Source organism: Pseudomonas sp. B1-22 (assembly GCF_050474425.1).
In the GTDB taxonomy this organism is placed as follows: domain Bacteria; phylum Pseudomonadota; class Gammaproteobacteria; order Pseudomonadales; family Pseudomonadaceae; genus Pseudomonas.
In genome coordinates, this window is sequence record NZ_JBCHVH010000002.1 from 786,861 (window position 1) to 799,052 (window position 12,192).

The following is a 12,192-nucleotide window of genomic DNA, read 5'->3' on the forward strand; positions in this document are numbered from 1 at the left end:
CAGGTCGCTCTATGAGCGCCATGGTTTTCTGTTAGAATACTCGGCTTTCTTTAACGACCCAGGTGACCTCTCCATGCAGCCCATGCTGAATATCGCCCTGCGCGCCGCTCGCAGCGCCGGTGAACTGATCTTCCGCTCCATCGAACGCCTGGACACCCTCTCGGTCAACGAAAAAGAAGCCAAGGACTACGTCACCGAAGTCGACCGCGCTGCCGAGCTCTCCATCGTCACCGCCCTGCGCAAGGCCTACCCGAACCATGGGATCATGGGCGAAGAAGGCGGCATGCTCGAAGGCAGCGGCGAAGGCGCCGACTACCTGTGGATCATCGACCCGCTGGACGGCACCACCAACTTCATCCACGGCGTTCCGCACTTCGCCATCAGCATCGCCTGCAAATACCGCGGTCGCCTTGAGCACGCCGTGGTCCTCGACCCGATCCGTCAAGAAGAATTCACCGCCAGCCGTGGCCGTGGCGCCGCACTGAACGGCCGCCGCCTGCGCGTCAGCAACCGCAAGAGCCTGGAAGGCGCCCTGCTCGGCACCGGCTTCCCGTTCCGCGATAGCCAGATGGACAACCTGGACGCCTACCTGGGGATGTTCCGCAGCCTGGTCGGCCAGACCGCCGGCATCCGCCGCGCCGGTGCCGCCAGCCTGGACCTGGCCTACGTCGCCGCCGGCCGTTACGACGCCTTCTGGGAGTTCGGCCTGTCCGAGTGGGACATGGCAGCCGGCGCCCTGCTGATCCAGGAAGCGGGCGGCCTGGTGAGCGATTTCACCGGTGGCCACGAGTTCCTCGAGAAGGGCCAGATCGTCGCCGGCAACACCAAGTGCTTCAAGGCGCTGCTGACCAGCATCCAGCCGCACCTGCCGGCGTCGCTCAAGCGCTGAGTTTGAGCTGCGAATGAAAAAGCCCGGCAATGCCGGGCTTTTTTGTGCCTGCGAGAACGGTTTCCTTGCAGGAGCGAGCTTGCTCGCGAAGCTTTTTCATTTTGACGCTACGGCTCAGGGCGATTCGCGAGCAAGCTCGCCCCTACGAAAAGCAAGGCAAAGAAAAAGGCGCCCCATGGGCGCCTTTTTCGTTCACTCCTGGCGACTGCTTACTGCTGACCCAGGATCAGGCGACCGCTCTTGTCGACCGGAATCTGCGAACCCGGATCGCGATCCATGCGGACCTGGCCGGGCTTGCCGTCCAGCAGGTACTTCACGTCATAGCCGACGACCTTGTCGCTGGTGTCGTTGACGGTATTGCAGCGGGTTTCAGTGGTGGTGTAGGTGTCACGCTCCTGCATGCCCTCCTGCACCTTGTTACCGGCATAACCACCGCCGATGGCGCCCGCCACGGTGGCGATCTTGCGACCATTACCGCTGCCGATCTGGTTGCCCAGCAGGCCGCCGGCGATGGCGCCGATCGCCGTACCGGCAATCTGGTGGGTGTCCTTCACAGGACGCTGGTGAGTGACAGCGACGTCCTTGCAGACCTGGCGAGGCGTCTTGATGGTTTCCTTGACCGGCTGGACAGCGAGCACTTCGGCATATTGAGGGCCATGATCCACCAGCTTGTAGGTGGCCACGGCGCCACCGGCAGTCACGCCTATAGCGCCCAGCACGGTACCGATGAGCAACGACTTGTTCACATAAACCTCCTGGTCTTTCGTCTCGTTCGGGCTCTGCCCTTTACCTTGCCTTGGAGCAGTCCAATTGTAAGAAAGTTCCGGAAGATGCGCGGAACCTAGCCGACAAACGAAAACTCCCGCCGTAGCGGGAGTTTTCTCTGGATGCCTGGAAACGCTCTATTACGGGCGTTCGTCGGCTTCCTTACTCGGCGGCGGGATCAGGTCCTCGCTGGACAGATTCAGCCAGATCAGTACCACGTTGGCGATGTAGATCGACGAGTAGGTACCCGCCATCACACCGACGAACAGGGCGATGGAGAAGCCGAACAGGTTGTCGCCGCCGAAGAACAGCAGGGCGGCGATGGCCAGCAGGGTCGACACCGAGGTGGCGATGGTCCGCAGCAGGGTCTGGCTGGTCGAGATGTTGATGTTCTCGATCAGACTGGCCTTGCGCAGCACGCGGAAGTTCTCGCGCACGCGGTCGAAGATCACGATGGTGTCGTTCAGCGAGTAGCCCACCACCGCCAGCACCGCGGCCAGCACGGTCAGGTCGAAGGTGATCTGGAAGAACGACAGCACGCCCATCACGATGATGGCGTCGTGGATCAGCGAGAGAATCGCACCCAGGGCGAACTTCCACTGGAAGCGGAAGCCCACGTACAAAAGGATGCCGCCCAGCGCCAGGAGCATGCCGAGGCCGCCCTGGTCGCGCAGCTCTTCACCCACCTGCGGGCCGACGTACTCGACGCCATTCACTTTCGCCGGGTTGGAAGCATCGGCCTTCTGCAGCGCAGCGGCGACCTTCTTGCCCAGTTCCGGGTCCTCGCTGGGCATACGTACCAGCACATCGCGGGTATCGCCGAAGCTCTGCACCACGGCTTCGCCGAAACCGGCCGCGACCAGTTGCTCACGCACCTTGGCAAGGTCGGCAGACTGCTCGTAGGCCAGCTTGATCGACGTACCGCCGGTGAAGTCGAGGCCGAAGTTGATGCCCTTGACGAACCAGCTGCCGAGGGCGATCAGGGTCAGGATCAGGGTGCCGGCGAACGCAATGTTGCGAACGCCCATGAAGTTGATAGTACCGATCTTGATGTTCATCTCAGGCCCCTTAGATCCACAGCTTCTTGAAGTCGCGGCCGCCGAAGATCAGGTTGACCATCGCGCGGGTGACCAGGATGGCCGTGAACATCGAGGTAATAATGCCGAGGGACATGGTCACGGCGAAGCCCTTCACCGGGCCGGTGCCCATGGCGTAGAGGATGCCGCCGACCAGCAGCGAGGTCAGGTTGGCGTCGAGGATCGCGGTGAAGGCGCGATTGAAGCCTTCATGGATCGCCCGCTGCACGGACATGCCCGCCGCCAGTTCCTCGCGTATCCGCGAGAAGATCAGCACGTTGGCGTCCACCGCCATACCCATGGTCAGTACGATACCCGCGATGCCCGGCAGGGTCAGGGTCGCGCCGAGGATCGACATCAGCGCCACCAGCATGACCATGTTGAAGGCCAGAGCGACGGTGGCGATCACGCCGAAGAAGCGGTAAATGACGATGATGAACAGGGACACGAAGACCATGCCCCAGAGGGACGCATCGATACCCTTGGCGATGTTGTCCGCACCCAGGCTCGGGCCGATGGTACGTTCTTCGGCGAAGTACATCGGCGCAGCCAGGCCACCGGCACGCAGCAGCAGGGCCAGTTCCGAGGACTCGCCCGGAGCGTCCAGGCCGGTGATGCGGAACTGGTTGCCCAGCGGCGACTGGATGGTCGCCAGGCTGATGATCTTCTTCTCTTCCTTGAACGCCGGGACAGCAACATCCTGCTCGACGCCGTCAACCACCTGCTTGGTGTAGCGGGTGATCGGCTTCTGCTCGATGAACACCACCGCCATGCTGCGGCCAACGTTATTGCGGGTTGCGCGGTTCATCAGCTCGCCGCCGTGGCCATCCAGACGGATGTTCACCTGCGGGCGGCCGTTTTCGTCGAAGCTGGCGCTGGCGTCGGTGACCTGGTCACCGGTGATGATCACGCCACGCTCCAGGGTCGCCGGCGGACGGCGCGGCTCACGGAACTCGAAGGTCTCGGTGGCGGACTTGATCGCATCCGGCTCGGCGGCCAGACGGAACTCCAGGTTCGCGGTCTTGCCGAGGATACGCTTGGCTTCGGCAGTATCCTGCACGCCCGGCAGCTCGACCACGATGCGGTTGGCGCCCTGGCGCTGCACCAGCGGTTCGGAGACGCCCAGCTCGTTCACGCGGTTGCGGACGGTGGTGAGGTTCTGCTTGATCGAGTACTCACGGATTTCCGCCAGCTTGGCCGGGGTCATGCCCAGGCGCAGCACCTGCATGCCGGTGCGCTCGCTCTGGGTGACTTCGAAATCGCGGTAGTCCTTGGCGATGATGGACTTGGCCTTGTCCAGGTCGGCTTCTTCGGTGAAGCCCAGCTGGATGCCGCCATCCTGCGCCGGCAGGCTGCGGTAGCGCACGCGCTCCTTGCGCAGGGCGCTCTTGATCTCGCTTTCGTAGACCTTCATGCGGGCATCGACGGCCTTGTCCATGTCCACTTCCAGCAGGAAGTGCACACCACCGGACAGGTCGAGACCCAGCTTCATCGGGTGGGCGGCGATCGAGCGCAGCCAGTTCGGCGTGGTCTGCGCCAGGTTCAGAGCCACCACGTAGTCGTCACCCAGCGCGCGGCGGACGATGTCCTTGGCCGGAAGTTGATCTTCCTGCTTGACCAGGCGGATCAGGCCGCTGTTCTTGCCGAGGGAGCCCGCCTTGACGGCGATGCCCGCGTCGGTCAGCGCCTTGCTGGCCTTGTCCAGATCGGCCTGCGACACCTGCAGCGCGGTGCTCGCGCCGCTGATCTGCACGGCCGGGTCATCCGGGTAGAGGTTGGGTGCGGAATAGATGAAACCGACGGCCAGGACCGCCAGGATCAGCAGATACTTCCACAGGGGATACTTGTTGAGCATGACACCGCCCGTTATGACGCGGGGCGCATCATGCGCCCCGTCGATTGGGTTTCTGTTGGTTGGCTCAGATGGCCTTCAGCGTGCCTTTCGGCAGGGTCGCGGCAATCGCGCCCTTCTGGAACTTCAGCTCGACGCTGTCGGAGACTTCGACCACGACGAAATCGTCAGCGACCTTGGTCACCTTGCCGGCGATGCCAGCGGAAGTGACGACTTCGTCGCCCTTCTGCAGGCCGGCGATCAGGTTCTTGTGCTCCTTGGAACGCTTGGCCTGGGGACGCCAGATCATCAGGTAGAAGATGACCAGGAAACCGACCAGGAACACCCACTCGAAGCCGGTGCCAGCCGGGCCGGCAGCAGCGGCGGGGGCTGCAGCGTCAGCGAAGGCAGCGGGAATTAGAAAGCTCATTGGAAACTCCTGTCACAAAGCTTTTTCGATGAAAGGTCAGTCCGCCAGCGGCGGCGTGGGAAGGCCGCGCTTGGCGTAGAAGGCGTCGACAAAGTTCGCCAATGTACCCTGTTGGATTGCCTCGCGCAAACCAGCCATAAGCCGCTGATAATGCCGCAAGTTATGGATGGTATTGAGCATGCTGCCGAGCATTTCGCCGCACTTGTCCAGGTGGTAGAGATAGGCGCGGGAGAAGTGCTTGCAGGTGTAGCAATCGCAGGTCGGGTCCAGCGGCGATTCGTCGTGCTTGTGCACCGCGTTGCGGATCTTGATCACCCCGGTGTCAACGAAAAGGTGGCCATTGCGCGCGTTGCGGGTGGGCATGACGCAGTCGAACATGTCGATGCCCCGGCGCACACCTTCCACGAGGTCCTCGGGTTTGCCCACACCCATCAGGTAACGAGGTTTGTCAGCCGGCATGTGCGGCGGCAGGAAGTCCAGTACGCGGATCATCTCTTCCTTGGGCTCGCCCACCGACAGACCGCCGATGGCCAGGCCGTCGAAGCCGATTTCCTGCAGGCCTTCCAACGAGCGCATGCGCAGCTCTTCGTGCATGCCGCCCTGGACGATGCCGAACAGCGCCGACGGGCTGTCGCCGTGGGCGATCTTCGACCGCTTGGCCCAGCGCAGCGACAGCTCCATGGAACGCTTGGCAACGTCGAACTCCGCCGGGTACGGGGTGCACTCGTCGAAGATCATCACGATGTCCGAGCCCAGCGCGCGCTGCACGGCCATGGATTCTTCCGGGCCCATGAAGACCTTGGCGCCGTCCACCGGCGAGGCGAAGTAGACGCCCTCCTCCTTGATCTTGCGTAGCGCGCCCAGGCTGAACACCTGGAAGCCGCCCGAGTCGGTGAGGATCGGCCCCTTCCACTGCATGAAGTCATGCAGGTCGCCGTGCTTCTGGATCACCTCGGTGCCCGGGCGCAGCCACAGATGGAAGGTGTTGCCGAGAATGATCTGCGCGCCGATGCCTTCGATATCGTGGGGGAGCATGCCCTTCACGGTGCCGTAGGTGCCCACCGGCATGAACGCCGGGGTTTCCACGACGCCACGAGGGAAAGTCAGACGGCCGCGACGGGCCTTGCCCTCGGAGGCCAGCAGTTCGAATTTCATGAAACTCATGGATCAGTCCTCGGGGCCGCGCGGTGCCGGATTGCGGGTGATGAACATCGCGTCGCCGTAGCTGAAGAAGCGATAGCCCTGCTCCACCGCTGCCGCGTAGGCTGCCATGGTCTCCGGGTAGCCGGCGAAGGCCGAAACCAGCATCAGCAGCGTGGATTCGGGCAGGTGGAAATTGGTGACCAGGGCGTCGACCACATGGAAGGGCCGGCCCGGGAAGATGAAGATGTCGGTGTCGCCGCTGAACGGCTTGAGCACGCCATCGCGGGCAGCGCTCTCCAGCGAACGCACGCTGGTGGTACCCACGGCGACTACACGACCACCGCGCGCCTTGCAGGCGGCCACGGCGTCGACCACGTCCTGGCTGACTTCCAGCCATTCGTGATGCATGTGATGGTCTTCGATACGCTCGACCCGCACCGGCTGGAAGGTGCCGGCGCCCACGTGCAGGGTGACGAAGGCGGTCTCCACGCCCTTGGCGCGGATCGACTCCAGCAGCGCCTCGTCGAAGTGCAGGCCGGCCGTAGGCGCAGCCACGGCACCGGCGCGCTCGGCGTAGACGGTCTGGTAGCGCTCGCGATCCGAGTCTTCGTCCGGGCGATCGATATAGGGCGGCAGCGGCATGTGGCCGACGCGCTCCAGCAGCGGCAGCACCTCTTCGCTGAAACCCAGTTCGAACAGCGCATCATGGCGCTGCAGCATCTCGGCCTCGCCACCACCGTCGATGAGAATCTTCGAGCCCGGCTTGGGCGATTTGCTGGAACGCACATGGGCCAGCACACGATGGCTGTCCAGCACGCGCTCCACGAGGATTTCCAGTTTGCCGCCGGAGGCCTTCTGGCCAAACAGGCGGGCAGGAATCACCCGGGTGTTGTTGAACACCATCAGGTCACCCGGCCGGAGGAAGCCGAGAATGTCGGCGAATTGCCGATGGCTGAGCTCGCCGCTCGGGCCATCCAGCACCAGCAAACGGCTGGCACGGCGCTCGGCGAGCGGATGGCGGGCAATCAGCGACTCGGGCAGATCGAAATGAAAGTCAGCGACACGCATGGGAGGAGCTATCTCGAAGGGCCGGATATCTTACTGGAATTGCCAAATTCTGACCAATCGAGCGGATTGACCGATGCAGAGCGCCTCCCTATACTCCGCGGCCATTGCCTCGGTGGCGGAATCGGTAGACGCGGCGGATTCAAAATCCGTTTCTGGCGACAGAGTGAGAGTTCGAGTCTCTCCCGGGGCACCACTGACACTTTCAGAACGTGTCAGAACACAAAAAAACCGGCCTTGGAGCCGGTTTTTTGTTGCCTGCGATTCATGCACGGCCTTGATTCAGCCTCGCGCCTGCAGGCAGCCTGGATCACGTCAGTACCAGTGAGGACGATCCCCTACCCGCCCATCAGCGGACTTTTTCGCTCTCTTCCCGCATCGCCCGCACAAAAGCGTCCAACGGCATCGGCCTCCCAAACAAATACCCCTGCAACACATCCACCCCGCGCTCAACCAGATAGCTCCGCTGCTCTTCGGTTTCCACCCCTTCGGCGATGATCATCAGGTCCAGCTTGCCGCACAGCTCGACGATGCTGTCGAGGATGCGTACCGAAAGCGCGTCCACGCCGATCATCGCGACGAAGCTCTTGTCGATCTTCAGCGCATCCACCTTGAAACGGTGCAGGTAGGCGAGGCTTGAGTTGCCGGTGCCAAAATCATCGAGGGCCAACTGGATACCCTGGGCATCCAGGCGACCGAACAGCTGCTCGGTGACCTCACTGGCGGCGATCAGCTCCCGCTCGGTCAACTCCAACATCAGGCTCGGCCGGTATGGCAGGAACTTCGCCTGCAGGCTCAGGCAATCATCGAGCAACCCTGTCTCGCCGCAATGCACGGCGCTGATATTGATGCCCAGGTGGAAGCCCTCTCCCAGCAACTCGCCATAGGGCGCCAGCCCCTCCCCCACCTGGCGCATCAGGTCACGCGTCATCGGCACGATCAGGCCCGAGCGCTCGGCCATCGGGATGAACAGGTCCGGCCCGACCATTCCCTCGCTCGGGTGCTGCCAGCGCATCAGCACTTCCGCGCCGACCCAGCGTCCATCGCGCGCATCCACCAGCGGCTGCAGGTAGGGGACGAACTCTCCGGCCAGCAGCGCCCGCTCCAGCTCCAGGCTCGGCGTCGCGGAGCGCCCCCACAACCAATAGCAGGCCACCCCGGAGACAACCCCCAGCATCAATAACAAGATGGCAAGCGGCAGTGCCTCCTGACGAATATGGAGCCACTGGGATCCATCGGAAAATCCCCCTATCACCGCGTACGGGTAGCGTTCGGAAACCAGGCGGATGTGGCCGATCGGCAACGGATCAGGCTGCCCGGAGTGGACTTTGCCCTCTTCATCCATCCACGTCTCGCCGACCTGCAACTGCAGATCGCTGCGTTGATCGACCAGTTGCAGCGTGTTGCTCAGGTAACGTCCATCGACGGTGGCCACCGCGCCGTACTCACCATCGACCTGACGCAGGATCAACACAGCGACATTAGGTGTCACCGGATTGCCCGCCATCAGGCGCAGGCGTCCCTCCACGTAGGAGGCGCCTTCCAGCGGCGCCGTGAAATCACCGAACAGGGAAGTGCAGTAGATGCTGTCGCCCCGCGTGAGATTGACCGAGCGCACGAAGGGCACCACGGCCACCTGCTCGCGCAGTACCAGTGCCGAGTCATTGCAGGGCTTTCCTCGCTGCGACAGCGCTACCCTCGCCGCGCCCTCGGCATTGCCCAACATCAGATCGAACAGGCGCAGCGCCTCCTCGGAGGCCAGGCGTGCCTCGGCGGACAGGCTGCGCAGGGTCTGCCAATAGATGATGGAACTGCCCAGTGCCAGGGGAAGCACTACCATCGACAGGGCAAACACCAATCGCGGCACCAGCCGGCGTCGGGCAAAGTTGCGTAACGGCATCCTTGTTCCTTGCTGTACGACCTTTCGCTTCGCCTCCTGGGAAGCACTCTGGATGCAGCTTAGAACAGGGGCGGCTCGACAAGGGCCGAACCCGGCCGGAAACCGTATAATCCGCCCCATTCATCCAGGGCAGAGCCCTGCCGATCCACGACTCGATCCAGAAGGCGCCATGTCCAAACCGCAGCTCCAGCCCGCGGGGAATTTCCCGCCCGCCACGCTCATCCGCCGTTTCGCCGCCATGTTCTATGACTTCCTGCTCTGCGTGGCCCTGATGATGGTCGTGACTCTGATCTATCAGCAGGGCATCCTGCGGCTCATCTATGGTGGCGAAAAGCTCAAGCAGCTGGCCGACCAGGGCGGCCTGATCGGCGATCCGCTGCTGTCCAGCCTGCTGTTCATCAGCCTGTTCGCCTTCTTCGCGAAGTTCTGGACCCACAACGGCCAGACCCTCGGCATGCAGGTCTGGGGCATTCGCGTGCAGAACGCCGACGGCTCGCGCATCAGCCTGCTCCAGGCACTGCTGCGCTTCGTCATTTCCATCGGTTCCTGGGCGTGCCTGGGGCTGGGCTTCCTGTGGATGCTCTGGGACAAGGACAAGCGCACCTGGCAGGACCGCTACTCGGAGAGCGTGGTGATCCAGATTCCGAAGGACGTACGCAAGGCGACGCAGGGACAGCGCTGATCCCGCACGGAGCCCGAACAAAAAAGCCCGCCAATCGGCGGGCTTTTTAGTCGGAACGACTCGTTCCTATAGGGGCGGGATCACCCTGCCCTGCGCAGCAGCAGCATGCCGAGGAAAGCACAGACGGCTGCCGGGACCAGCACTGCGAGCAACGGCGGGAAGTTGAACACCTGGCTCGACGGGCCAAGCAGGTCCTGGGCAATGCGGAAGCTGAAGCCCACCAGCACGCCGGTGAACACACGCTGACCGAGCGTCACGCTGCGCAGCGGACCGAAGATGAAGGAAATCGCCATCAGCACCAGCGCCGCCGTGACCGCCGGCTGCATGATCTTGGTCCAGAACGCCAGCCAATAGCGGTTGGCGCTCAGACCCTGCTCTTCCAGGTAATGGATGTAGCTCCACAGTCCGCTGATCGACAGGGCTTCCGGCTCCGTCACAACGGTGTTCAGCAAGCGCGGCGTGAGCTGGATATTCCACGGTTCGGACTTCGCCTGGCGCACTTCGCTGCGCTTTTCATCCATGTGCAGCACCGTGGTGGTCACGTTCTCCAGCACCCACTGGTTGTCACGGAAACGCGCACTCTTGGCGAAACTGGCAGTCTGCAGGCGGCGCGCGTCATCGAAGTTGTAGCGGGTCACGCCCAGCAATACCCCATCGGAGCGGACCACGTTGATCTGGATGAACTCATGGCCCTGGCGATGCCACAGGCCATTCCGCGAACTCACCACCCCGCCGGCGCTCTGTGCCATGGCACGATCGTTCTGGGCCAGCGTCTCGGTGTAGGGCACTACGTATTCGCCAAGCAGGATGCCGGCGCACATCAGCACCAGCATCGGCTTCATTACTGCCCAGACGATGCGCTGCAGCGACACGCCCGCGGCACGCATGATGGTCAGTTCGCTGCTGCTGGCCAGGCTGCCAAGGCCCACCAGGCAGCCGATCAGCGCCGCCATCGGCAACATGTCGTAGGTGCGACCGGGCGCGGTGAGGAGCACGAACTTGAGCGCGTCGCCAAGGGTGTAGGTATCGGTGATCTGGCTCAACTGGTCGACGAAGGCAAACAGTTCGGCCAGGCCGAGAATCACCCCGAGCACGCCGAGGATAGAGATGAAGACGGTGGTGCCGATGTAACGGTCCAGCTTACGCATGTTTCGGCTCCCGCCCAGAATTCGCCCGTGCGGCGGCCAGCTTGAGCCTCAGCGGCTCCCAATACAGCAGCAACAATCCAATCGTCAGGAACAGCGCATGGATCCACCACAGGCCCAGGGCGAGCGGAATCTTGCCCTTGTCGAGCATGCCGCGACCGGCGATCAGCAGCGCCAGGTACGCCATATAAAGAAGCACCGCCGGCAGCAGCTTGAGGAAGCGGCCCTGGCGTGGGTTCACGCGCGAGAGCGGCACTGCCAGCACAGTGACCACGAAGACCAGCAGCGGAATGGAAAGACGCCATTGGAGCTCGGAGCGCATGCGCACGTCCTTGCTACCGATCAGCTCGCTGGTGGGAACGGCGTCGCGGTCGTCGATCTCGCTACTGACTTCCGGCTTGGGCAACATCACGCCATAGGTGTCGTACTTGATCGCCCGGTAGTCGGCCTGCCCCGGCAGGCCATCGTAGCGATAGCCGTCCTTGAGGATCAGGTAGCGGCTGCCGTCGGCATGAATCTGCTGCTCGCCGCTATCGGCCACCAGCACCGAAGCGCTGCCCGGCTTGCCATTGCGCGGCGGGTTCTTGTCGGCAATGAACACGCCGCCCAACTGGGTACGCTCGTTGGCCAGCGTCTCGGTGTAGGTCACCCGCGAACCATCGCGCATCGACTGGAAACGCCCCGGAGCCAGGGTGTCGAACTCGGTCATCGCGTCCTGCTTGTTCAGCAGCAGCTGCATCTGCGCGATGCCCTGGGGCGCCGCCCACAGGCTCAGCCAGGCCACGACCAGCGCCACCAGCAAGGCGGGAGCCAGGGTGTAGGCCGTCAGGCGCTGCTGGCTCATGCCGGTAGCGGTCAGCACCGTCATCTCGCTGTCCAGGTACAGCCGTCCGTAGGCCAGCAGGACACCCAGGAACAGCCCCAGCGGCAGGATCAGCTGGAGGAAGCCCGGCAGTCGCGTGCCCATGATCATGAACAGCGAGCCCGGATCGAGCATGCCTTGGGCGGCCTGCGCCAGGTATTTGATGAAACGGCCGCTCATGATGATGACCAGCAGCACGGCGCTGACCGCGCTCATGGTAATCAGCACTTCACGGGACAGATAACGGAAGACAATCAAACCGGACACTCCAGGGTTGTCACGCTCAGGCGGCTGCGCTCAAACTAGCCGTCGTGAAGCGTTTGCCGGCCCGCGCGAGCGCGAACCAGCGAAAATAGCCGGCATTATCCTGCGATTCGCCAGGCCTGTCACTGCACAGTCAGCCT

The 12,192-nt window shown here is 63.2% G+C and carries 11 protein-coding genes and 1 tRNA gene; 3 read left to right on the top strand and 9 right to left on the bottom strand.

Going from position 1 to position 12,192, the window contains the following annotated elements; genetic code table 11:
- The first annotated feature begins 73 nt into the window (after positions 1-73).
- Positions 74-889 (top strand): type III secretion system regulator SuhB, encoded by an 816-nt coding sequence (suhB, locus tag ACQ5BL_RS10505; protein ID WP_207887495.1) that lies wholly within the window; start codon positions 74-76, stop codon positions 887-889.
- A gap of 209 nt (positions 890-1,098) precedes the next feature.
- Here the strand turns inward: suhB and ACQ5BL_RS10510 are convergent, their stop codons facing one another.
- From ACQ5BL_RS10510 to queA, 6 genes are all read right to left on the bottom strand, one after another.
- Complete coding sequence (locus ACQ5BL_RS10510; protein ID WP_207887496.1) at positions 1,099-1,635, bottom strand: glycine zipper 2TM domain-containing protein; 537 nt, start codon at positions 1,633-1,635, stop codon at positions 1,099-1,101.
- Positions 1,636-1,794: 159 nt separating this feature from the next.
- Complete coding sequence (secF, locus tag ACQ5BL_RS10515; protein ID WP_243806215.1) at positions 1,795-2,712, bottom strand: protein translocase subunit SecF; 918 nt, start codon at positions 2,710-2,712, stop codon at positions 1,795-1,797.
- 10 nt (positions 2,713-2,722) lie between these two features.
- Entirely contained in the window at positions 2,723-4,585 is a 1,863-nt protein-coding gene (gene secD / locus ACQ5BL_RS10520; protein WP_207887498.1) for a protein translocase subunit SecD, read from the bottom strand.
- 64 nt (positions 4,586-4,649) lie between these two features.
- Positions 4,650-4,991, bottom strand: a complete 342-nt coding sequence (gene yajC, locus ACQ5BL_RS10525; RefSeq protein ID WP_152225372.1) for a preprotein translocase subunit YajC — start codon at positions 4,989-4,991, stop codon at positions 4,650-4,652.
- A 36-nt stretch (positions 4,992-5,027) separates the two neighbouring features.
- The gene (gene tgt / locus ACQ5BL_RS10530; protein WP_430293137.1) at positions 5,028-6,146 is read right to left on the bottom strand and encodes a tRNA guanosine(34) transglycosylase Tgt; all 1,119 of its coding nucleotides are present in this window, start codon (positions 6,144-6,146) and stop codon (positions 5,028-5,030) included.
- 12 nt (positions 6,147-6,158) lie between these two features.
- Entirely contained in the window at positions 6,159-7,202 is a 1,044-nt protein-coding gene (queA, locus tag ACQ5BL_RS10535) for a tRNA preQ1(34) S-adenosylmethionine ribosyltransferase-isomerase QueA (protein ID WP_243806216.1), read from the bottom strand.
- Positions 7,203-7,308: 106 nt separating this feature from the next.
- Between queA and ACQ5BL_RS10540 the strand changes: the two genes are divergently transcribed.
- Positions 7,309-7,395, top strand: a tRNA-Leu gene (locus ACQ5BL_RS10540).
- Positions 7,396-7,548: 153 nt separating this feature from the next.
- Here the strand turns inward: ACQ5BL_RS10540 and ACQ5BL_RS10545 are convergent.
- Entirely contained in the window at positions 7,549-9,099 is a 1,551-nt protein-coding gene (locus ACQ5BL_RS10545; RefSeq protein WP_243806218.1) for an EAL domain-containing protein, read from the bottom strand.
- Between the two features lie 169 nt (positions 9,100-9,268).
- On the opposite strand from ACQ5BL_RS10545, the gene ACQ5BL_RS10550 reads away from it, so the two are divergent.
- Positions 9,269-9,781: an RDD family protein gene (locus ACQ5BL_RS10550; RefSeq protein ID WP_243806220.1), complete on the top strand. Its 513-nt coding sequence runs from the start codon at positions 9,269-9,271 to the stop codon at positions 9,779-9,781.
- Between the two features lie 80 nt (positions 9,782-9,861).
- Here ACQ5BL_RS10550 and lptG read toward each other — a convergent pair whose 3' ends face one another.
- Positions 9,862-10,929 carry an LPS export ABC transporter permease LptG gene (gene lptG / locus ACQ5BL_RS10555; protein WP_243806222.1) on the bottom strand — a complete coding sequence of 356 codons (1,068 nt, stop codon included), beginning with the start codon at positions 10,927-10,929 and terminating at the stop codon, positions 9,862-9,864.
- Positions 10,922-12,046, bottom strand: coding sequence for an LPS export ABC transporter permease LptF (gene lptF, locus ACQ5BL_RS10560; RefSeq protein ID WP_207887508.1), 1,125 nt, complete (start codon positions 12,044-12,046; stop codon positions 10,922-10,924). The genes lptG and lptF overlap by 8 nt, the downstream gene beginning before the upstream one ends.
- Positions 12,047-12,192 lie beyond the last annotated feature (146 nt).